The 21313-nt window shown below is 72.8% G+C and carries 18 protein-coding genes; 10 read left to right on the top strand and 8 right to left on the bottom strand.

Going from position 1 to position 21313, the window contains the following annotated elements; translation table 11 throughout:
• Positions 1-8: 8 nt before the first annotated feature.
• Complete coding sequence (gene eccD / locus ABT008_RS24000) at positions 9-1406, top strand: type VII secretion integral membrane protein EccD (protein WP_350698625.1); 1398 nt, start codon at positions 9-11, stop codon at positions 1404-1406.
• Positions 1407-1436: 30 nt separating this feature from the next.
• On the opposite strand, the gene ABT008_RS23995 is transcribed toward eccD, so the two are convergent.
• Positions 1437-1943 (bottom strand): inorganic diphosphatase, encoded by a 507-nt coding sequence (locus ABT008_RS23995; RefSeq protein ID WP_350698623.1) that lies wholly within the window; start codon positions 1941-1943, stop codon positions 1437-1439.
• Between the two features lie 535 nt (positions 1944-2478).
• On the opposite strand from ABT008_RS23995, the gene dacB reads away from it, so the two are divergent.
• The 4 genes from dacB (at position 2479) to ABT008_RS23975 (ending at position 7765) form a co-directional block, all read left to right on the top strand.
• Positions 2479-3969: a D-alanyl-D-alanine carboxypeptidase/D-alanyl-D-alanine endopeptidase gene (gene dacB, locus ABT008_RS23990; protein ID WP_502890498.1), complete on the top strand. Its 1491-nt coding sequence runs from the start codon at positions 2479-2481 to the stop codon at positions 3967-3969.
• A gap of 66 nt (positions 3970-4035) precedes the next feature.
• Positions 4036-5103, top strand: coding sequence for an Rv3626c family coenzyme F420 biosynthesis-associated protein (locus tag ABT008_RS23985; RefSeq protein ID WP_350698621.1), 1068 nt, complete (start codon positions 4036-4038; stop codon positions 5101-5103).
• A 2-nt stretch (positions 5104-5105) separates the two neighbouring features.
• Entirely contained in the window at positions 5106-6134 is a 1029-nt protein-coding gene (gene tilS / locus ABT008_RS23980; protein ID WP_350698620.1) for a tRNA lysidine(34) synthetase TilS, read from the top strand.
• Positions 6131-7765, top strand: coding sequence for a gamma-glutamyltransferase family protein (locus ABT008_RS23975; RefSeq protein ID WP_350698619.1), 1635 nt, complete (start codon positions 6131-6133; stop codon positions 7763-7765). Before tilS ends, ABT008_RS23975 begins: the two co-directional genes overlap by 4 nt.
• 8 nt (positions 7766-7773) lie before the next feature.
• Here the strand turns inward: ABT008_RS23975 and ABT008_RS23970 are convergent, their stop codons facing one another.
• Positions 7774-8733 carry a GlxA family transcriptional regulator gene (locus tag ABT008_RS23970; protein ID WP_350698617.1) on the bottom strand — a complete coding sequence of 320 codons (960 nt, stop codon included), beginning with the start codon at positions 8731-8733 and terminating at the stop codon, positions 7774-7776.
• Positions 8734-8882: 149 nt separating this feature from the next.
• Between ABT008_RS23970 and ABT008_RS23965 the strand changes: the two genes are divergently transcribed.
• The 4 genes from ABT008_RS23965 (at position 8883) to folE (ending at position 12762) form a co-directional block, all read left to right on the top strand.
• A complete protein-coding gene (locus tag ABT008_RS23965; protein ID WP_350698616.1) occupies positions 8883-9020 on the top strand; it encodes a hypothetical protein in 138 nt (45 codons plus the stop codon).
• Between the two features lie 98 nt (positions 9021-9118).
• Positions 9119-9694, top strand: coding sequence for a hypoxanthine phosphoribosyltransferase (hpt, locus tag ABT008_RS23960; RefSeq protein WP_013736289.1), 576 nt, complete (start codon positions 9119-9121; stop codon positions 9692-9694).
• A 339-nt stretch (positions 9695-10033) separates the two neighbouring features.
• Positions 10034-12052, top strand: coding sequence for an ATP-dependent zinc metalloprotease FtsH (ftsH, locus tag ABT008_RS23955; protein ID WP_350698614.1), 2019 nt, complete (start codon positions 10034-10036; stop codon positions 12050-12052).
• Between the two features lie 92 nt (positions 12053-12144).
• Positions 12145-12762, top strand: a complete 618-nt coding sequence (gene folE / locus ABT008_RS23950) for a GTP cyclohydrolase I FolE (RefSeq protein WP_117227356.1) — start codon at positions 12145-12147, stop codon at positions 12760-12762.
• A gap of 69 nt (positions 12763-12831) precedes the next feature.
• Here folE and ABT008_RS23945 read toward each other — a convergent pair whose 3' ends face one another.
• Positions 12832-13548, bottom strand: a complete 717-nt coding sequence (locus ABT008_RS23945; protein WP_350698612.1) for a hypothetical protein — start codon at positions 13546-13548, stop codon at positions 12832-12834.
• On the bottom strand, positions 13545-16109 hold the full coding sequence (locus tag ABT008_RS23940) for an FtsK/SpoIIIE domain-containing protein (RefSeq protein WP_350698610.1): 2565 nt from the start codon (positions 16107-16109) through the stop codon (positions 13545-13547). The genes ABT008_RS23945 and ABT008_RS23940 overlap by 4 nt, the downstream gene beginning before the upstream one ends.
• Before the next feature lie 188 nt (positions 16110-16297).
• Between ABT008_RS23940 and ABT008_RS23935 the strand changes: the two genes are divergently transcribed.
• Entirely contained in the window at positions 16298-16867 is a 570-nt protein-coding gene (locus tag ABT008_RS23935) for a hypothetical protein (protein ID WP_502890495.1), read from the top strand.
• Between the two features lie 2 nt (positions 16868-16869).
• On the opposite strand, the gene ABT008_RS23930 is transcribed toward ABT008_RS23935, so the two are convergent.
• The 4 genes from ABT008_RS23930 to ABT008_RS23915 all read right to left on the bottom strand — a co-directional run bounded on the left by ABT008_RS23930 (position 16870) and on the right by ABT008_RS23915 (position 21312).
• Complete coding sequence (locus tag ABT008_RS23930) at positions 16870-17463, bottom strand: hypothetical protein (RefSeq protein ID WP_350698607.1); 594 nt, start codon at positions 17461-17463, stop codon at positions 16870-16872.
• 13 nt (positions 17464-17476) lie between these two features.
• The gene (locus tag ABT008_RS23925; protein ID WP_350698605.1) at positions 17477-18646 is read right to left on the bottom strand and encodes a M23 family metallopeptidase; all 1170 of its coding nucleotides are present in this window, start codon (positions 18644-18646) and stop codon (positions 17477-17479) included.
• Positions 18647-18802: 156 nt separating this feature from the next.
• Entirely contained in the window at positions 18803-19360 is a 558-nt protein-coding gene (locus tag ABT008_RS23920; RefSeq protein WP_350698604.1) for a hypothetical protein, read from the bottom strand.
• Positions 19357-21312, bottom strand: coding sequence for an MraY family glycosyltransferase (locus tag ABT008_RS23915; RefSeq protein WP_350698602.1), 1956 nt, complete (start codon positions 21310-21312; stop codon positions 19357-19359). The genes ABT008_RS23920 and ABT008_RS23915 overlap by 4 nt, the downstream gene beginning before the upstream one ends.
• Position 21313 lies beyond the last annotated feature (1 nt).

The raw sequence follows: 21313 nt of genomic DNA, 5'->3' as shown, positions 1-21313 counted from the left end.
ATCAGCCGATGACGATCGGGCTGGCCCGGGTCACCGTCAGCTCCCCCCTCCGCCGGGTCGACGTGGCCCTACCCGAGCAGGTACCGCTCGTCGAGCTGCTGCCCGAGGTGCTTCGGCACGCCGGTGTCGGGATCGCCGACGACGGTGAACGGCACGGCGGCTGGCTGCTGCGCCGGGCCGACGGCAGCACGCTCGCCATCGGACAGGCGCTGCTCGCCCAGGGGGTCCGCGACGGCGAGGTGCTGCATCTGGTGCCGGGCCGCGCCGAGTGGCCCGAGCCCGAGTACGACGACGTGGTGGAGGCCATCGCCGACGGCGCACGACAACGCGGTGCCGCCTGGTCACCGGAGGCCACCCGGGTCGCCGCACTGGCCGGTGCCGGAGTGCCGCTCGGCGTCGGCCTGGTCGCCCTGATCGCCTCCGGCCCCGACGTTCAGGCCGCCTGGCCGGTGACGACCCTGGTCACGGTCCTGCTGGTGCTCGCCGGCACGGTGTTCTCCCGGGCCCGGGGCGACGGCACGGCCGGTGCCGTCCTCGGCGGGTACGCGCTGCCGTACGCCGCCGTGGCCGGTGCCCTGGCGGTCAGCTCGGGCGACCCGGTCGGTCCGCTCGGTCCGCTGCGCTGGGTCGGTGCGGAGGAGGCGCTGGCCGCAGCGGTGACACTGCTGCTGGTCTCGGTGCTCGGGCTGCTCGGCGTGGCCACCCGACAGCGGGTCTTCGTGGCCGGGGTGGCGGTGGGTGCGGTCGGCGTCCCGACCGCCCTCGGTGGGGTGCTGCTCGGCCCGGCCGGCGCGACGGCCGTCCTGCTCTGCGTGCTCGCCTTCGCGATCGGCGCGGTCCCGCTGCTGGCGATCCGGCTGGGCCGGGTGCCGCTGCCGCCGACCACGCTGCCGACCGGCGCCGCCCACGACCTGGACCAGGCTCGTGACCTGCCCGATCGCGGCCGGGTGTACGCGGCGGTGGCCCGCACCGAGGAGATGCTGACCGGAATGCTGATCGGGCACGCGGTGCTGGCCGGCGTGGCCGGTCTGGTGCTCGCCGTCACCGGTGGCGTCGCCGGCCGGCTGCTGGTCGGGGTGACCTCGACGGTGTTCCTGCTGCGCGCCCGGCTCTTCGCGGCGGCACGGCACCGGGTGCCGCCGCTGCTCGCCGGGCTGGCCGGGTACGCGGTGCTCGGCACGGTGCTCGCCGTCGACACCGCGACCGGACCGCTGCTCCTGCCGGTCGGCGGCCTGCTGGTCGGTCTCACGGTCGCGGCGGCCGGCACCGGCTACGCCCACCGGCCGGTCTCGCCCTACGTCGGGCGGATCGCCGACCTCACCGACACCGCTCTGGTGATCTCCGTGGTGCCGGTCGCCTGCGCGGTGCTCGGACTCTACGAACGGGCCCGGGGACTGCTCGGCTGAGCAATCCGGCGGGCCCGCTGCGAGGTCGGGTCAGTGCGTGGTCTCGCCGCGCTCCTCGGCGTCCTTGGCCCGCCGGTAGGAGGCCAGGATCTCGGTCTCGGCCTCGGTACGCCCCACCCAGGTCGCGCCCTCGACCGACTTGCCCGGCTCCAGGTCCTTGTAGACCTCGAAGAAGTGCTGGATCTCCAGCCGGTCGAACTCGCCGAGGTGGTGGATGTCGCGCAGGTGCTCCTGCCGGGGGTCCTCGTACGGCACGCAGAGGACCTTGTCGTCGCCGCCCTTCTCGTCCGTCATCCGGAACATGCCGATGGTGCGGCACCGGATCAGGCAGCCGGGGAAGGTGGGCTCGGGCACCAGCACGAGGGCGTCCAGGGGGTCGCCGTCCGCACCGAGGGTGCCCTCGATGAAGCCGTAGTCGGCCGGGTACTGGGTGGAGGTGAAGAGCGTGCGGTCCAGCCGGATCCGGCCGGTCACGTGGTCCACCTCGTACTTGTTGCGGTGACCCTTGGGGATCTCAACCGTGACGTCGAAATCCATTCGCACGCTCCCTCGTTCGCCGGCGCTGGCTTGACGGAACCGGCGACCAGCCCGGACAGGCGAATGCTCGCCCACCGAGTCCGGCCGCCGCATAGTCTTCGGACCGAAGTAGTGTCACCCAGGCCGGTTTCCGGTGGGGGAGGAGGGGGTCGTGGGGAGGGAAGATTCACACTACCGTCCGGAGGGTGCCGCCGAAGGTGGTACCGCGACACCGCCGGTCACACCGGCGACCGGGCGGGTAGTGGTGCCTGGCGCGCACCTGCTCCGGACACCGTCACCGACACCAGCGGACCCCGCTCCGACGAGCCCGGCACCCGGTGCCACCCCACCCGCCTCCGGCACCGCGTCCGTGCCATCCGGCACCGGGTCTGCCTCAGTGCCGCCCGGTACCGCGCCCGTGCCGCCCGTGCCGTCCGGCACCGGGTCCGGTCCGGTCGGTCGGGTGAGCGTTCCGGCCGGTTCCGTGACGGTCCCGGCCGCAGCGGCGTCCGGGGCGGCCGACACGCCGTCCGGCCCGCAGGCGGACTCCGGCGCGGTGCCGCCGGCCCCACCCGGGGACACCGCCGCCCCGGCCGACCAGGGGACACCGCCCGCGCCGCCGTCCGCCCCGCGCCGACGACTGCCGCTGGTGCTCGCCGCCGTGCTGGCGCTCGTGCTGGTCGGGGTGGGTGTGGCCGTGGTACGCCCCGGCCCGGTCGGTCAGTGGCTGGGCGACGACCCCGACACGTCGACGGTCGCGGAGTCGCCGGAGCCCGATCCGGTCGCGGTGCTGGCCGCGGCCGACGTCGGCGCGCCCGTGCCCAGCGCCGACGGGATGCGTGCGGTGCTCGACCCGCTGATCGGTGACGCCGCGCTCGGCGACCGGGTCAACCTCGCCGTGGCCGACGCCCTGACCGGGCAGTTGCTCTTCGACCGGGGCGGCGGCGAGGCCACCGTGCCGGCCTCGGTGACGAAGCTGCTGACCGCGGTCACCGTGCTGACCGCCCGTGGCCCCGGTTACCGGATCCCGACCCGGGTGGTGGCGGGCGCCCAGCCCGGTGAGGTGGTCGTCGTCGGTGGCGGAGACCCGTCCCTGTCGGTCGGTGCCAAGGGCTTCTACACCGGCGCCGCGAGCCTGGAGAGCCTCGCCGAGCAGGTGCGTACGGCCCTGGGCGGCACCCCGCCGACCAGCGTCGTGGTCGACTCGTCGCTGTATCCCGGGCCGGTGTTCGGGCCGGGCTGGGACGACGACATCCCCACCGGCGGCTACGGCGGCGCGATCACCGCGCTGATGCTCGACGGTGCCCGCAAGGACCCCAAGGCGGGGCGGGGCTGGGCCGAGCGGGTACCCGAGCCTGACCTGACCGCCGGGCGCGCCTTCGCCAAGCTGCTCGGCGTACCGGCCGGTGCGGTACGCAAGGGCACCGCCCCGGTGGCCCCGGTCGACGCGACCGGCGGCACCGAACCCGGCGCCGAGTTGGGCGTGGTGCACTCGCCACCGTTGATCCGTCTGGTCGATGTCATGATCAGCGAGAGCGACAACATCGTCGCCGAGGCGTTGGCCCGCCAGGTCGCGCTGGCCCGCGACCAGCCCGCGTCGTTCGCCGGTGCCGCCACGGCGATGGCCGAGATGGTGCCCGAACTGGGTCTGCCGGTGGACGGGCTGACGCTCGCCGACGGCAGCGGCCTGTCCCGGAAGAACCTGATCAGCCCCGCGCTGCTGACCGAGCTGCTGGCGCTCGCGGCCGGGCCGGACCGGCCCGAACTCGGCGGCATCTTCGGTGGACTGCCGGTCGGCGGCTGGTCCGGCACGCTGCGCGACCGCTACGGCTCGGCACCCGGCACGGACGCCGGTATGGGCGTGGTCCGCGCCAAGACGGGCACGCTGACCCGGGTACACGCCATCGCGGGTGTGGTGACCACCGCCGAGGGGCGGTTGCTCACCTTCGCGGTGCTCACCGACCAGGTGCCGCCGGACGGCATGGAACCCGCCCGGGTGGCGCTGGACCGGATCGCCGCGGCGCTCGCCACCTGCGGCTGCCCCTGACCGGTGGGCCGGGTGCACCGGGCGCGATCCGGGGACGGGTGTCGCGGCGCGGGTACGGTGGGTGGCATGGCGCAGTTCGTGGACTGGGATCTGGCCGCCGCTACTGCGGGGGCGCTGGGCAAGTCGGGCCCCCGGGTGTCGTACGCCGAGGCCACCGAGGTGGTCACCGAGCTGCGCCGGTTGACCGACGAGGCGGCCGGGCACGTCGCCGACTACACCGGGTTGACGTCGCAGGTGGCCCATCCGCCGGTGCGGGTGGTCGACCGGCGGGACTGGGCGGCGACCAACATCGCCGGCCTGCGCGAGGTGATCACCCCGCTGGTCGGCCGGCTCGCCGAGGACAAGCAGCCGGGCGCGTTCACCGAGGCGATCGGGTCGCGGGTCACCGGAGTCCAGGCGGGAACGGTGCTGGCGTACCTGTCCGGCCGGGTTCTCGGTCAGTACGAGGTCTTCTCCGCCGACCCGGGTCAGCTCCTGCTCGTCGCGCCGAACATCGTCGAGGTGGAGCGGAAGCTGGGCGCCGAGCCACGGGACTTCCGGCTCTGGGTGTGCCTGCACGAGGTGACCCACCGGACGCAGTTCACCGCGGTGCCGTGGATGCGGGGGTACTTCCTGGGTGAGGTGCAGGCCTTCGTGGACGCGTCGCAGGGTGGCGAGCACCTGGTCGAGCGGCTGCGCCGGGGCGTGGGCACGCTCGCCGACGTGGTCCGCAACCCGGAGAGCCGGGCCAGCGTGCTGGACATCGTGCAGACCCCGGGGCAGCGCGCCGTGCTGGACCGGCTGACCGCGCTGATGACGCTGCTGGAAGGGCACGCCGAGTTCGTGATGGACGGCGTCGGGCCGCAGGTCATCCCGAGTGTCGAGCGGATTCGAGCCGGATTCGACCGGCGTCGGGAGGCCGGCAACCCGGTGGAGAAGGCGGTCCGCCGCCTGATCGGCCTCGACGTCAAGCTGCGGCAGTACGCGGAGGGCCGCAAGTTCGTCCACGCGGTGGTGGACCGGGTGGGGATGACCGGCTTCAACCGGATCTTCGAGTCCCCGCTGACGCTGCCCCGCCTCTCCGAGCTGAGCGAACCGGACGCCTGGGTGGCCCGGGTGCACGGTCCCGTCGGGCCGAAGCCCCCCGCCGACTGAGCATGGCGCCACTCGCCCCGTCGGTCGCCGCGATCCGGGTCGCGGTCCGTCGCGCGCTGGCCGACCTGACGGCGTCCGGACCGGTGCTGGTGGCCTGCTCCGGCGGAGCCGACTCGCTCGCCCTGGCCGCCGCCGCCGCGTTCGTGGCACCCCGGTCGGGACGGGCCGCCGGGCTGGTCACCGTCGACCACGGGCTGCAGCCCGGATCCGCCGAGCGCGCCGAGGCGGTCGCGGACTGGGCGCGGCAGAGCGGGCTGGCGCCGGTGGAGGTGGTCCGGGTGGAGGTCGCCGGCCGACCCGGTGGCCCCGAGGCCGCCGCCCGCCAGGCCCGCTACCAGGCGTTGACCGAGGTCGCCGGTCGGTACGGGGCGGCGGCGGTGCTCACCGGGCACACCCGGGACGACCAGGCGGAGACGGTCCTGCTCGCGCTGGCCCGAGGTGCCGGCCCCCGTGGGCTGGCCGGGATGCCGGCGTACCGGGAACTGGCCGGGGTGTCGCTGCTCCGGCCGCTGTTGGAGACCGCTCGGGAGCAGACCCGGGCGGCGTGCACGGCGCTGGGCCTGACCCCGTGGGAGGACCCGCACAACACCGACCCGGCGTACGCCCGGTCGCGGGTACGGGCCGACGTGCTGCCCGCGTTGGTCGAGGCGCTCGGCCCGGCGGTGGTGGACAACCTGGCCCGTACCGCCCGGCTGGTCGCGGCGGACAACGCGGTGCTGGACGGGCTGGCCGTCGAGGCGCTGACCGCCGCCCGGCACCCCGACGGTGGACTGGCTGTCAAGGCGCTGGCCGACCTCGCTCCCGCGCTGCGGGGTCGGGTGCTGCGCGCCTGGGCGCAGGAACTGGGCGCCGCACCGGCCGCACTGTCGCACCGGCACGTCGCCGCGCTGAACACGCTGGTCACCGACTGGCGGGGACAGGGCGCGGCGTACCTGCCGGGTGGGTTGCGGGTCCGCCGGCACCGCGACCGCCTGCTGCCGGCGGACCGGCCCGCCGCGCTCCCGACGGACGACGACGAGGTCGACACGTGACGTACCCCCGCAGGCCGCTGTTCGCCCCGCACGGCGCGGTCGCCACCAGTCATCCGCTGGCCACGGCGGCCGGGCTGGCCGTGCTGCGCCGGGGCGGCAACGCGGTCGACGCCGCCCTGGCCACCGCGACCACGCTGACCGTGGTGCAGCCGCCATCGAACGACATCGGCGGTGACCTGTTCGCCATCGTCTGGGACGGCCACCGGCTGCACGGGCTGAACGCCTCCGGCCGGTCACCGGCCGCGCTGACCCGGGACCTGGTCCTGGCCGCCACGGACGGCCGGGGTGCCGACCCCGCCGACGCGCTGGGCGGGGCGCAGGCCCGGGGACCGGCGATGCCGGCCCGTGGCTGGCTGCCGGTGACCGTGCCGGGCGTACCGGCGGGCTGGCGCGACCTGCACGACCGCTTCGGTTCGCTGCCCTTCGCCGACCTGTTCACCGACGCGATCGGGTACGCCGAGCACGGCCACCCGGTCTCCACCGGTACCGCCGAGACCTGGGCCCGAGCGGTCGCCGGACACGCCGGCCGCACCGGCGGGGAGTACGCCGAGTTCGCCCGGGTCTTCGCGACGGACGGGCGGGCGCCCCGACCCGGCGAACGCTGGCGCAACCCGGACGCCGCGCGGACCCTGCGACTGATCGCGCAGAGTGGGGCCGAGGAGTTCTATCGGGGCCGGATCGCGGCGGCCCTGGCCGACCACGCCGCCCGGACCGGTGGGCTGCTCACCGGCGACGACCTGGCGGCTCACGCCTCCACCTGGGTCGACCCGGTGCCGGTCGGCTACCGGGACCACGAGGTGTGGGAGCTGCCGCCGAACGGGCAGGGTGTGGCCGCCCTGATCGCCCTGGGCATCCTCGACGGGCTCGACCCGGCCGATGCGTCGTGGCGGCACCGGCAGATCGAGGCGGTCAAGCTCGGCTTCGCCGACGCGCACGCCCACGTCACCGACGCCGACCGGATGCGGCTGCCGGTCCAGGCGCTGCTCACCCCCGAGCACCTGGCGTCGCGCCGGTCCTCGATCAGCGCGAACGCCGCCGATCCGGTCGCCGGAGTCCCGGAACGCGGCGGCACGGTGTACCTCTGCGCGGCCGACGCCGACGGGATGATGGTGAGCCTGATCCAGTCCACCTATCTGGCCTTCGGCTCGCACGTGGTGCTGCCCGGACACGGCTTCGCCCTGCAGAATCGGGGTCTCGGCTTCCGCCTCGACGCCGACCACCCGAACGTGGTGGGCCCGGCGAAGCGGCCCTACCACACCATCATCCCCGGGTTCCTGACCCGCGAGGGCGCGCCGGTCGGGCCGTTCGGGGTGATGGGCGGACACATGCAGCCCCAGGGACACGTGCAGTTGATCTCGTCGACCGTGGACGCCGGTCTCGACCCGCAGGCGGCGCTGGACGCCCCGCGCTGGTACTGGCACGCCGGCCGGGCGGTGCTGGTGGAGGAGCACCTGGCAGCCGGGCCGGGCGGCGCCGAACTCGTCGCCGACCTGCGCGCCCGGGGTCACCGGGTCAGCGTCGCGGACGAGCCGGCCGTCTTCGGGTACGGCCAGGCGATCTGGCGGCGTCCCGACGGCGGTTACGTCGTCGGCTCGGAGTCCCGGGTCGACGGTGCGGCCGGCGGCTTCTAGTAGCGGGGTCAGCCCGCCGGAACTCGGTCGCGGAACGTGGTGCGGTACGCGTGCGGGGTGGCGCCGACCCGGCGGGTGAAGTGGTGCCGCAGCGCGGCGGCGTCCCCGAAGCCGGCCCGCTCGGCGACCACCTCCACCGACAGTGCGGTGTCCTCCAGCAGCCTCCGGGCCAGCAGCACCCGCTGGCCGGTCAGCCAGTCGTGTGGGGTGGTGCCGGTCTCCGCCCGGAACCGGCGGGCGAACGTCCGGGGCGCCATGCCCGCGCGGGCGGCCAGATCGTCGACGGTGAGCTGCTGGTCGAGTCGCTCCATCAGCCACTCCAGCACCGGCTCCAGGGTGGGGGCCTCCGGTGCCTTCGGAATCGGCGCCTCGACGTACTGCGACTGGCCGCCGTCGCGGTGCGGCGGCACCACCATCCGTCGGGCCAGCCGGGTGGCGACGGCCGAGCCGTGCTCCTGGCGTACCAGGTGCAGGCAGGCGTCGATGCCGGCGGCGGTGCCGGCGCTGGTGAGCAGCCGGCCGTCCTGCACATAGAGCGAGTTGCAGCGGACCCGGGCACTCGGGTGGCGGCGCTGCAACTCGTCGACGTGCCGCCAGTGCGTGGTGCATTCCCGGCCGTCGAGCAGCCCGGCCTCGCCCAGCAGGTACGCCCCGGTGCAGACGCTGAACAGGTGTGCCCCCCGGTCGGCGGCCCGCCGCAGCGCCTCGCGCACCTCGGCGGGCGCTTCGGTGCCGTGGTGCGCCGGCACGGCCACCAGGTCGGCCTGCTCGATCGGGCCCAGGTCGGCGGTGGGCACCAGGCCGAAACCTGCGGTGGTACGCACCGGGGCTCCCTGCGGGCTGCACAGGTCGAACCGGTAGCCGGGCAGGCCGTCGGCGGTGCGGTCGGTGCCGAAGACCTCGGCGAGCACGCCGACTTCGAACGGGGCGACGCCGTCCAGGGTGAGTACTGCGACCGAGCGGAGCATGTGACGAGGGTAACCCGAGGGGTGGCGGAAAATCGAGGGTGAATGGCATTCCTGCCACTGTCCGGCGGGTGGCGAGGCGCGGAGACTGGTGTCAAGCCCGGTGCACCGGCGGCGAGATCACCAGAAATCAGATGAAAGCGAGCGTCGCCATGGGACTCCTGTTCTTCCTCGTGTTCTTCCTGCTCCTCGCCCTGCTCTCGGCCGCCGGGCTGACCGCGGACAGCCGGGACTCGGCCGACTGGAAGCCGTCCGACGGCGGTCATCGCTGGCGGTCCTACCCGTCCTGAACTGATTAGTGCTCTTCGTCCCAAAAATCCGGGCCGGGGTCGCCCGAAAGAGGCGGCCCCGCCGACGACGAACCCGGGGCGTACGGCAGGCTAGGGCCATGGCTGACGGCTCCTGGTACGACGCCGACATCGACCACGTGATCATCTCGGAGGCGCAGATCCGCGAGAAGACCGCGGAACTGGCCAAGCAGGTCTCCGCGGACTACGCCCACGTCACCGACGGGCTGCTGCTCGTCTGCGTACTCAAGGGCGCGGTCATGTTCATGGCCGACTTCGCCCGGGCGCTGGGCCGCCAGGGACCCCCCGCCGAGCTGGACTTCATGGCCATCTCCTCCTACGGCCAGGGCACCACCTCCTCCGGAGTGGTCCGGATCCTCAAGGACCTCGACCGGGACATCGCCGGCCGGCACGTCGTGGTCGTGGAGGACATCGTCGACTCCGGGCTGACCCTCTCCTGGCTGCTGCGCTACCTGGAGTCCCGGTCCGCGGCGAGCGTCGAGGTGGTCGCGCTGTTCCGCAAGCCCGACGCGGTCAAGGTGACGGTGCCGGTGAAGTACGTCGGCTTCGACATCCCGACCGAGTTCGTCGTCGGGTACGGCCTGGACTTCGGCGAGCGCTATCGCGAGCTGCCGTACGTCGGCGTGCTCAAGCCGGAGGTGTACGCCCGCTCCTGACCCCGGCCCGATCGGCGCGGCAGCCGAGTCCGGTGCCGCCGGTCCGGCCGACGTTCAGCCGACTTTCAGCTGGTCGGGCTACCGTGGAGTCCGGTGACGGTGGGATCCGCTCTCCGTCACGCCGGTCGACATCCGGTTCGCCGTACGCGTAAGTGCTGGGCTCGCCAGCTCAGATCCGTCTCGTACGGTGTACCGTCGAATGACCGTGGCGCGACAATTCGTGCCCCGGGGTCGAGGCCGGCCCGCACGGCGGCTCCGGCAGCCGCCCAAGCGGCGACACCCACAGTCGGTCAGGACGTCGATCAGGAGGATGCGGGCGTCTCGGCGCTCGACAACAGCATGGAACGTACGCGTTTCTTCCGCCGACCGGTGTTCTGGGTCATCCTGGTCATCCTCGGCGCCGTCGTGCTCAGTCAGTTGTTCACCGGTGGGCCCAGCTACCACCGCGTGGACACCTCAGTCGCGCTCGACCAGCTCAACAAGGGCGGCATCGAGAAGGTCGTCTTCCAGGACAAGGAACAGACGATCCAGCTGAACCTGGCCGAAGAGGCCGAGTTCGGCGAGACGAAGACCAAGCTGATCGAGGCCCAGTTCCCGTACGAGGTCGGCAACGAGGTCTGGAACCAGGTCCTCGACGCCAAGGCGAACAACCGGGTCACCGGGCCGGCCGACACGGAGGTGTCCTCCGACAGCATCTGGGTCAGCCTGCTGGTCAACCTGCTCCCCATCGTGCTGCTGGTGCTTCTGCTGCTGTTCTTCATGTCGCAGATGCAGGGCGGCGGCTCCCGGGTGCTCAACTTCGGCAAGTCCAAGGCGAAGATGATCACCAAGGACACCCCGAAGACGACCTTCGCGGACGTCGCGGGCTCCGAGGAGGCCGTCGAGGAGCTGCACGAGATCAAGGACTTCCTGCAGAACCCGGCGAAGTACCAGGCGCTCGGCGCCAAGATCCCGAAGGGCGTACTCCTCTTCGGGCCGCCCGGAACCGGTAAGACGCTGCTCGCCCGGGCGGTCGCCGGTGAGGCGGGGGTGCCGTTCTACTCGATCTCCGGATCCGACTTCGTCGAGATGTTCGTCGGTGTCGGCGCCAGCCGGGTCCGCGACCTGTTCGAGCAGGCCAAGGCCAACGCTCCCGCGATCGTCTTCGTCGACGAGATCGACGCCGTAGGTCGCCACCGTGGCGCCGGTATGGGCGGCGGGCACGACGAGCGCGAGCAGACCCTGAACCAGCTCCTCGTCGAGATGGACGGCTTCGACGTCAAGGGCGGCGTCATCCTGATCGCCGCCACCAACCGGCCGGACATCCTCGACCCCGCGCTGCTACGCCCGGGCCGGTTCGACCGGCAGATCCCGGTCGACGCCCCCGACATGGAGGGCCGCAAGGCCATCCTGCGGGTGCACGCCAAGGGCAAGCCGTTCACGCCCGACGTCGACCTCGACTCGGTGGCCAAGCGGACGCCGGGCTTCAGCGGCGCCGACCTGGCCAACGTGATCAACGAGGCGGCCCTGCTGACCGCCCGCAAGGACCAGCGGGCGATCAGCAACGAGTCGCTGGAGGAGTCGATCGACCGGGTGATCGCCGGCCCGCAGCGCCGGACCCGGGTGATGGGCGACCAGGAGAAGAAGATCACCGCGTACCACGAGGGTGGTCACGCGCTGGTCGCCTGGGCACTGCCGCACGCCGCGCCGGTGCACAAGGTGACGATCCTGTCGCGCGGTCGCTCGCTGGGACACACCCTGGTGCTGCCCACCGAGGACAAGTACACCCAGACCCGGGCCGAGATGATCGACACCCTGGCGTACGCGCTGGGCGGCCGGGCCGCCGAGGAACTCGTCTTCCACGAGCCCACCACCGGTGCCGGCAACGACATCGAGAAGGCCACCGCACTGGCCCGCGCGATGATCACGCAGTACGGCATGAGCTCCAAGCTCGGTGCGATCAAGTACGGCACCAGCGGGGACGAGCCGTTCCTCGGCCGCAACATGGGCCACGAGCGGGACTATTCCGACTCCGTCGCCGCCGAGATCGACGGCGAGATGCGGGCGCTGATCGAACTGGCCCACGACGAGGCCTGGGAGATCCTGGTCGAGTACCGGGACGTCCTGGACAACATCGTGCTCGAGCTGATGGAGAAGGAGACCCTCTCCACCGCCGACATGGCCCGGATCTGTGCCCGGGTGGTGAAGCGTCCGCCGATGGCGCCGTACAACGGCTTCGGCAAGCGGCAGCCCTCCACCGAGCCGCCCGTGCTCACCCCGGCCGAGAAGGACGCACTCAAGGTGCAGGCCGAGGCCGACGGCGCCCAGGCCACCACGGTCGGTGGCGTCAGCTCGAACAACTCGGACGGCCCGCACTGAGCACCGACGACACGGCGGCCGGTCCCCAGCCACGGGGATCGGCCGCCTCGGCAACCGAGCCCGACATCGATGACCTCGACGATCTCGACTACATCGCCGCCCGGCTGGTCAACGGCCGGCTCACCGGCCGCCCGGTCGAGGACACCATGGACCTCGGCCGGATCGAGAAGGCGGTCCGCGAGATCCTGATCGCGGTCGGCGAGAACCCGGACCGCGACGGCCTCCAGCAGACCCCGGCCCGGGTGGCCCGCGCGTACGCCGAGCTCTTCGCCGGCCTGCGGGTCGACCCGGCCACGGTGCTCACCACCACCTTCGAGGCCAACCACGAGGAACTCGTCCTGGTCCGGGACATCGACGTGATGAGCCTCTGCGAGCACCATCTGCTGCCGTTCCGGGGCAGCGCGCACATCGGCTACATCCCCGGGCCCGACGGCCGGATCACCGGCCTGTCCAAACTGGCCCGGCTGGTCGAGGTCTTCGCGCGGCGTCCGCAGGTGCAGGAGCGGCTCACCTCCCAGATCGCCGACCTGCTGATGGAGCGGTTGGCGCCACGGGGTGTGGTGGTCGTGCTGGAGTGCGAGCACATGTGCATGGCCATGCGCGGCATCCAGAAGTCGGGTGCCAAGACGATCACCTCGGCGGTCCGCGGCACCCTGCAACGGGACGCCAAGTCCCGCGCCGAGGCGATGGCCCTGATCATCCCGCGCTGAGCGGCTCGGGACCTCCCCGGCACGGGGACCGGCCGGGCACCGGCGCTGCCGGAGCCCGGCCCGGGCCGCTCAGGCGGCCAGCATTGCCAGGACGATCCCGGCCGTGACCAGCACCGCCGGGACCAGGCAGACCAGCGCGCCGAACCGAGGTGTCCGGTCCACCCGCTCACCCGGTCGAGGCGGGAAGAGCCGCCCTACCGCGAGCCAGCCCGCGCCGAACGCCACCGCCGGTGCTGGCAGGCCGACCAGCAGCGCCAGCACCGCCACCGCGTCGCTGTCGGCGACCAGGTACGCCACGATCTGGAACAGCGGCACCAGCAGCCCCAACGGCCCGTACAGCAGCAGGTTGCGCGGTCGGGCCGACCAGTGGGCCGCCCCGGGCAGCCCTCGGGCCGCCAGGACGTCGTCCGCGCCGTGCGCCCAGCGCTTCGCCTCCCGCAAGGCAGCCAGCACCGTCCCCGACCCACCGGTCATCGCGCGGGTCGCCTCGGTCAGCTCCGGCGGCGCGGGCACCAGCGACATCGGCGGTACGCCCAACTCCCGCAGCCGGGCCTCCTGCGGCGCCAACCGGGTACGCACCGCCGTCAACTCCTCGCGGGCGGCCTGGACCGTCCGCGCCTGCTCGCTCGCGGCGGTCGCCGCGTCCCGGCGTACCCCGTCGAGCTGACGGGTCGCGGCCAGATAGTCGGTCCACGCCGCCGCCACCGGATCCCCGGACGGCAACGTCCCACCGGTCCGCTGTCGGACCGGCCCGGCGGTCGTGGTCGACGATCCGCTTCCCGTCACGCCGCCTCCCCGTCCACGTCATCCGGCACGTCGTACGGCACCAGCACCAGCCCACGCTCGGCCGGGCCGTCCCAGAGGACCACCCGCCCGGGCCGGGGCCGCCACTCCACCGGCCGACCGAACACCGGCGTGAGCTGCGCCCCCGGCACACCCGCGACCGCCACCGCGGTCAGCTTGTCGACCGTCTCCTCCGGCCCCAGCAGCGCCGCGAACGACGGCACCGTGCGCCACCAACCGAGCAGATGCTGCCCCGCCGGTGGGCCCTCCCGCAGCAGCATCCGCAGCCGATCCGGTGGCAACTGCTCCGGCGGCGCCACGTCCAGCCCGAACACCACCAGGTAGGCGGGCTGCCCGGCGTCGACGACCGCGAGCAACCCGGCCAGGTCCACCGTCTCCACCGGATGCCGGTGCGCCAACTCCCGCGCCAGGTCGTCGGCCGACGACCGCGACTCGGAATCCGGTACGGCGATCACGAAGCGTGCCGTTCCCGGCGGGTGGTGCGCCGCCGTGCTCCGGGCGGCCGTGGCCAGCAGCCGGGTCGCCTCCGGTCGCGGCCCGAGGACGGCCAGGTTGCGCCCGGCGGCCGGGCCGAGCGGCACCATCACCGTGCTCCGTGCCACGTCCACCGCTCGCCCGAGCAGCGCCGCCGGCGCCAACGTCTGCCCGGACTCGGCCGAGCGGTGGCGCGGATCGTTGCGCAACGAGGGGTACGCGTACCCGGCGAAGACCACCGGCGGGACGCTGCCCTCCGGACGCGCCTGCCAGAGACGGTGCCGCAGACCCTCCACGACGTCCGGCTCGTCCTGCGGATCGGGGAACCGGACCATCCGCTCGTGTCCCCGGATCGCGCCACGCGGACCACCGAGCCCCCCGGCCGTGTTCACCACCGCACTGCCCACCGGCAGCCCGGCCGCCGAATCGTTGGTCGGCTCCAGCACCGGCCCGCCGCCCGGCAGCGCCACCCGCACCGGGAACTGGCCGAGCAGCGAATCCCGCTGCCCACCGTCGCGTACGCCCAACCCCAGATCGCCCTCACCGGCCAGCACCAGATGCACCCCGTACGCACGGCCCGTCCTGGTCAGCGCGTCCAGCCGGGCCACCACGTCGGCGGCCAACCGGTCCCGCTCGGCGAAGAGCAGCGGTAGGTTCTCCACCACGCAGACCACCCGGGGCAGCCGTCGGTGTCGCCGCAGCTCGGCGAAACGTTGCCCACCCGCGCGGGTCGCCGCCTCGGACCGCCGTTGCACCTCCGCCGTCAACTGCTCCAGCAGGTCCAGCACGTACTCGCGGTCGGCGGCCATCGCCGCGGCCCGTACCTGCGGCACCCAGGACCGGTCCCGCTCGGTCTGCAGGAACTCCGCGAAGGACTCGCCCGCACCGAGGTCGACCAGATACAGCTCCAGCTCCTCCGGGCCGTACCGGGCGGCGAGACCGAGCAGCGCCGTGGTCAGGAACGTGGCGCGACAACCCCGGGAGCGGCCGCTGACCAGCCAGTGCGGCGTCAACTCAGTGAAGCCGAGGGGCACCGGACGCCCACCCGCGTCGCCGACCGTGGTGCTCAGCCCGTCGGTCGCCTCCGCCTGCCACAACTCGTCGCCTTCCGGCGGCAGCAGGCCCGACAGCGACAGCCGGGTACCGGCCTCGATCTGGGCGGCGAGTCGGCGGCAGACGGTGTCGACCAGCTCGGTCGGTGGATCCGGCTCGACGAACACCGGCGAGTTCAACCCACCCGGCGAGCCGGTGCCCGCGCTGGCGAAGGGCGCCCCGGGCGGGTCGCCCAACAGTGCGTACGCGGTCCGGACGGAGAGCGCGGTGGCCCGGGGCAGCGGATCCGATCCGCCCGTCGGCCACCCGGCGACCACCAGATGCAGCCCGGCGGTCGGGCCCTGCTCGGCGAGCGCTTCGATCCGTGCCAGGTCGGTCGCCTCGGTGCCGTCCGGCAGGGCGGCGACCAGCAGCAACATCGACCGGTCGTGCCGGCGGGTACCCGAGGCCCCCGGCGTCACCCACCGTTCCGCCTCGGTCAACACCGCCCGCAGTCCGTCGACGTCCGTGGCCGGCGGCGGGAGCACCCCGGCGTCGCCGAGTGCCCCGAACGGCCCGAGCACCCCACCCGTCGCGTCCACCGCCCGCACCAGCAGCGCCCCCGCCGGTGTCGCCGCCACCAGTCGCAGCAGTACGGCCCGCAGCAGCCCGGCCACCCGAGGATCGTGCGCGTCGACGTCGACGGCCAGATGCCCGGTGCCGACCAGCGGGACCAGCGCGGGGAAGCGGGCGTCGTCCAGCGGCGCGGCGGTGCCCACCCGGACGAAGGGCGGTGGACCCTCCCCGGCGGGACAGGTCGGCGCGACCGCGTCCAGCTCGGCACCGGCCCAGCCGGGCGCGAGGATCAGCGCGGCGCCGCGCAGCCGTTCGGCGAGTGCATACTGGCGACGCTGGTCCGCAGGAGCGGGACGGGTCTCGTCGAGGACGGCTGCCGCCGCTGTGACCGTCGCGGCAGCTCGGCGGTGCAGCGCGGCGGCACGGAGCGTCCGTGCCTTCGGACCGCCCACCGCGTCCACCTCCTCCGCCCGAGGTCGGCACCAGGTCCCGGGCAGAGACGACGGTATCCCAGTCGCGGCCCCTTCTCGGGGATGCGCGGCGCCAGGGCGCCGGTGTTGTCGTGGATCTCACCGGTCGGGAGTGGTCCGTCACGATCTGCTGAATCTGGGGCATTGGGTCCACAGCGTCCAGCCGATAGCCTCAGGGGGTGGAATCAGTGCCGCCCCCCGCCGGTTCCCAGGTCTCCCGCGTACCGGCGCAACGGACCCCGCCGGAGGAGGATCTGGCGCCGCCCTCGACCGCGCCGGCGCCACCCCAGCCACGGCGGCGACTGCGGAAGGTACTGATGGTGATCACCGGGGCGGTGGCGACGCTCTGCCTGGCGGGCGGTATCACCGGCTTCGTCATGTACGACCGCGCCACCACCCCCGACCGGGGTACGCCAACGGTGGTAGTGGACAGTTACTTGCGCGCGTTCCTGATTGACGAGAACCAAGCGCGGGCAGATCTTTTCACCTGCGAGGGCAACACGGACCTCGAACAGCTCAGCCAGCTGAGGAGTGATCTAGAAGCCCGGGAGCAGCAGTTCGGAACGACTATGTCAATCACATGGGGGAGTGTCTCGGCGCAGCGGGATGGCGATCGGGCGCAGGTGCGAGTCGAGCTTCTATTCTCTGCTCGAATCGATGACATCCGCCAATACGACCGGCAGCCATGGATCTTCACCACGCAACTGGATGAGGAATGGCGGGTTTGCTCCGGGATGCGGGACAGCTAGCATTATTCGACCCATAGCAGGTGTACGGGTACCTCCAGTGTGGTCGGGGACTGGCCGCGCCAGGCCCAGCGGTACCACTCCAACTCGGGCGCGACGCGTACGCAGATGTCGCCTTCGGCACCGGAGTAGGTTTCGGTGACCGCGCGCAGGTCGCGGTGCTCGACGGCGTCGACCATGTGTACGACGCGTCGGCCGGTGACCGCGTCGGCCTCGAAGACCGGGGTGGGGGACCGGTGCGCAGGAGCGTCCAGCGAGACGAGCCGCAGGCCGCCTTCCTCGGCGGGGGCGGTACGCGAGCCCACCGTCTCGACCCAGACCCGCTCGACCGGTACCAGTGGTGCGAAGACCTCCACCTGGTCGGACTCGGCGCGATACCACTCGTGCTCCGGGATGACCGGCACGTAGGTGCGACTGTTCTGCACCACCCGCTCGTCGGCCCGCAGGTCGGTGCGCCATCCGAGGCCGGGCAGCCCGACCAGGACGCGTTGTCCGCGAAGCTCGACGCGGCCGGTGGCGGGCACGATCTCGATCGGGCGGGGTGGTCGTGGCGCCCAGTCCGGCTGGTCGGCGAAGGGGTCGGGAAGTGGTCCGGTCATGATGGCGGGTGTCTCACCCCGCGCCCTTCAGCGGAGCGCCCTTGGCGCGCATGAAGGGCACCGGGTCGACGGCACCCCGGCTGCTGCGATCGCCGTCGACGTGCACCTCGAAGTGCAGGTGCGGCCCGGAGGAGTTGCCGCTGCTACCCACCTCACCGATCACCTCGCCGGCCTGCACGGTGTCCCCCACCTGGACGCGGGGACGACTGACCAGGTGACAGTAACGGGTGATGACACCCTGGGCGTGCAGCACGTCCACGAACCAGCCGCAGCCACCCTTGCCCGGCCAACCGTCCACGTTGCAGCTCAGTCGTCCGCGCCAGTCCGGGTCGCACCGGGAGACGATGACCCGGCCGGTGGCCGCGACTCTGATCAGGGTGCCCTTCGGCGCGGCGATGTCCACCCCGTTGTGCCCGGGGCGGCTGGCCGTCCGGAACCCGGAGCCCACGCCACCCGGGATGGGCGCGGTCCAGCCGGAGGCGGCGATGTCGCCCGACGCGGCCGCGTCGCACACCTGCTGACCGGCGATCAGGGCCGTCCGGGCGGCACCACCGGCGAGCGCGTCGACGATGCGCGAGGCAAGTTCCTCATGCTTGGCATACGCATCGGGGAAGGCGCTGATCTGGACCCGCTGAGCGGCCACGGTCAGCGGCAGCTTCTCCCAGTCGGGTACGTCCACGAGCTTCTCGTAGAACTTGCGGGACGCGTACGCCGGGTTCATCCGCTGCCGGACCGACCCCCACGAGGCGCGCTGCTGGAACAGACCGACCGAGTCGTGGTCGGCGCCGATGCCTTCGTTGGGGATGTCGTGCGACTCGGCCACGGTGCGGTTGGCCAGGTTGAGCAGCCGGGACTCCTGCATCGCGGTCGCCACGGCGACCACCCAGCCCCGGGCCGGCACCTTCATCTCCTGGCCGACCTTGATGATCACTGCGGCGTTGCGCATCTGCCGTTCCCCGTAGTCGGAGAACCGGGGCATCTTGCCGGTGACGTCGACCTCGAAGTCCCCGGTGCACTCCATGCTGACCGGGTCGATCTGCTCGGCGGACTCGCCGCCCAGTTCAGTCAGGAAGAAGGCACCGGCACCGCCCGTGCAGCACAGCAACGCAAGCGCGGCGGTGAGCGCCGCAGCGAGTGCGCCCACCCGCACCGGCGGCCGACGCGGACTACTTTCGTTGCTCATGACGGCACTCCGCTTCGCTTCGTGCCGCCATGAGGCACCACCGCACCGCAATGATGATTCGCTCGCTGACGCTCGCTCATGACGGCACTCCGCTTCGCTTCGTGCCGCCATGAGGCACCACCGCGCCATGACGATGATTCACTCGCTGACGCTCGCTCATGCCCGCTCCCAGTCCACGGCGTCGACCAACCATCGCCCGTCCGGCGCCACCAGTTCGAGCCGGAGCCGCCCGGTGTCGAGCGTGACCAGCGCCTCCACGAAGGTCTCGCCCCGAGGACGCACGGTCACCTCCTCGGTCAGTTCCCCGATGGGCACGCCTGCGGGGTCCGCGCCGGCGAGCTTGTCGAGGAGAGCCGGGGTGGCGAACGGGCGTAGCTCCTGATACCACTGCTCCGCGGACTGGCCAGGTCGACCGAGCCAGGCAGTCGTGAAGCGTTCCGCAATCCGCTCCGGCGTGGGCTCGCCGGAACGGGTGACTGGCGACGGTGTCGTGGTCGTGGAGATCGCGCCGTCGTCGCCGGTGGTCGGGTGCACCGTGGTGATCGGCGCCGGAGGGCGGTTGCTCAGTCCGGCCGAGGAGTCGTCCGGGCCGGACACCACCCGGGCCGCCCCGACCACGCCGATCACCAGGACCGCGATGCCGAGCGCGACGCCCAGCCGGGACCGCAACAACCGGGTGAAGACGAACTCGATCGCGCGCCGCACGACGCTCACCGGGCCTCGGAGCGAACCCGCGGCGTCACCTTCTCGGGTGCACGCTCAGCCGAGCCCGGCCGGTAGATGGCGAACGACGGGTTCTCCTCGGGTACATCCGGCGCCATCCAGGAGGCGGGCTGGCGGCGGCGCGGTCGGGGCGCGGAGGGCCGGCCCTCGGGGCGTTGCTCCTCCGCCGGGGAAGGTGTGCCCTTGGGTTCCCGGCCGTCCGGGCGCTGCGGAGCGTCCGGACGCTGTGGAGTGCCTGGGCCGCCGACGGGGACCGGGTCCGGCCGGGCCTCCGGGCGCACCTTCGGCTGCTCCGGCGCCAGGGCTCGGCGCCGCCCCATGCCCGGCTCGGTGGTCCCGCCCGGCTCGGCCACGTCGAGCCGGGCGGCGGTCCGCATGTCCCGGAAGAACCGCCGGTGCCAGGACCCGGCGGAACTGACCGCCTCGCTGCTGTCCTTCCCGCCCAACTGGGTGATCCGCCGGTAGGGGCGCAGCAGCAGCCAGCCGACCACTCCGCACAGCCAGACCAGGACCACCTGCAGCCAGCCCGGCAGCGTGGCGGTGCTCATGATGAGGTCGACAGCGAAGAGGTAGATGGCGGCACCGGTGCCGAAGATCGCGATGTTGAAGAGAGCCGCCACCACCGCGTTGCCGAGACGACGCAGCCCGGCGCTGGCCGGACGGAGCAGACCGATCGTGCCCAGGATCGGCGCGGCGATCACCGCCCACCGGAAGATCAGGAAGCCGAGCAGGACGAGCAGCGACGCGGTCAGGTCGAACATTGCGAAGAGCAGGGCCGCCAGTACGGCGATGAAACCCGCGCCGACCCGGTCCATGTCCCGGACGCCCTGCAGGTACTCGAACGCCTCCGGATCCTCCCGCTCGATCTGCGCCGCGACGGTCATCCACTGCTGCTTCTTGGCGGCGATGGTGGCATCACGAAGCTCCGGACTGGTGCGGAGCTTCTCCGCCTCATCCCAGGACAGCGACTTGGCGTCGTAGAGAGCTTCCCCGTACTTGCGTGCCGTCTCACTGTCGGCCGAGCCGAGGACGCCACGAAGCCAGTTGCGGTAAAGCATTCCCTCGGTGGCCGTATCGCTCGCCCGAACGGCAGGAGGGCGTTTGTCTGTGCAGGCGTCCGGGTTGGGCATGGCGCAACGGTCGGGCGGCACGTCCTTGGAAGCAGGGCCCACAGCATCGTGAACGACACCCAATGTGGAGACGAGGGCACCGTCGGCGAGGTTGGCGGACTTGACCGGCCAGGCGGCAAGCGCGGTCACCGCGACCATCACCACCAGCGCCCAAGCCGCCGTGGTCATGGCGGTGCTCATGTCGGACTGGCGGGACCGCCAGAGCAGGTACAACCCGACGACGCAGAGCGTGACGATGCCGAAGACGCTGAACACCTTCTGGTAGATCGCCTTGGTCGCCTGATCCACGAGCGGATCGGCCCAACCCCACATGCTCCCGGGGTCCCAGGCACGCTCACGCAAGGCGTTGGAGGCGCCGACGATCGCCGTCGCCATCATGAACTCGCCGTTGGCGACGGTGTTGGTGAACTTGTAATCCGGGTGCAGCAGGGTCGTGGCGCAGCCGGACTCGACCTTGTACGTGCTGTAGCTGTAGCCGGCGTAGCCGTAATTGGTGTAGTGCCCCTTAGGCCCCGGCAGCTTGGAGGCATCGGGTCTCGAAGCGAACCAGCCAGCGATGCCGGAGTCCGGTGCGGTGGGTGTCGGGGGGTTCAGGCAGGTGGCCTCCGACTCCGCGACCTGCTGGAGCTTCGCGACGCAGGCCCGGAAGTCGACCTGCCACTCCTGCACGGTACAGAGGTCGGTGGGCGCCTGGTACGCGACCGGAGCGGCGTACGCGGGTGTGGCGGTGAGCCCGGGCCAACTGATCGTGGCTCCGGCGAGGACGCCGAGTGCCAGGAGGAACGCCGTGATCCTTGCCCGGGCCCTCGCCATG

The organism is Micromonospora sp. NPDC002389 (genome assembly GCF_040296095.1).
Classification (GTDB): Bacteria; Actinomycetota; Actinomycetes; order Mycobacteriales; family Micromonosporaceae; genus Micromonospora.
This window is presented reverse-complemented; position numbering and strand designations above follow the sequence as displayed.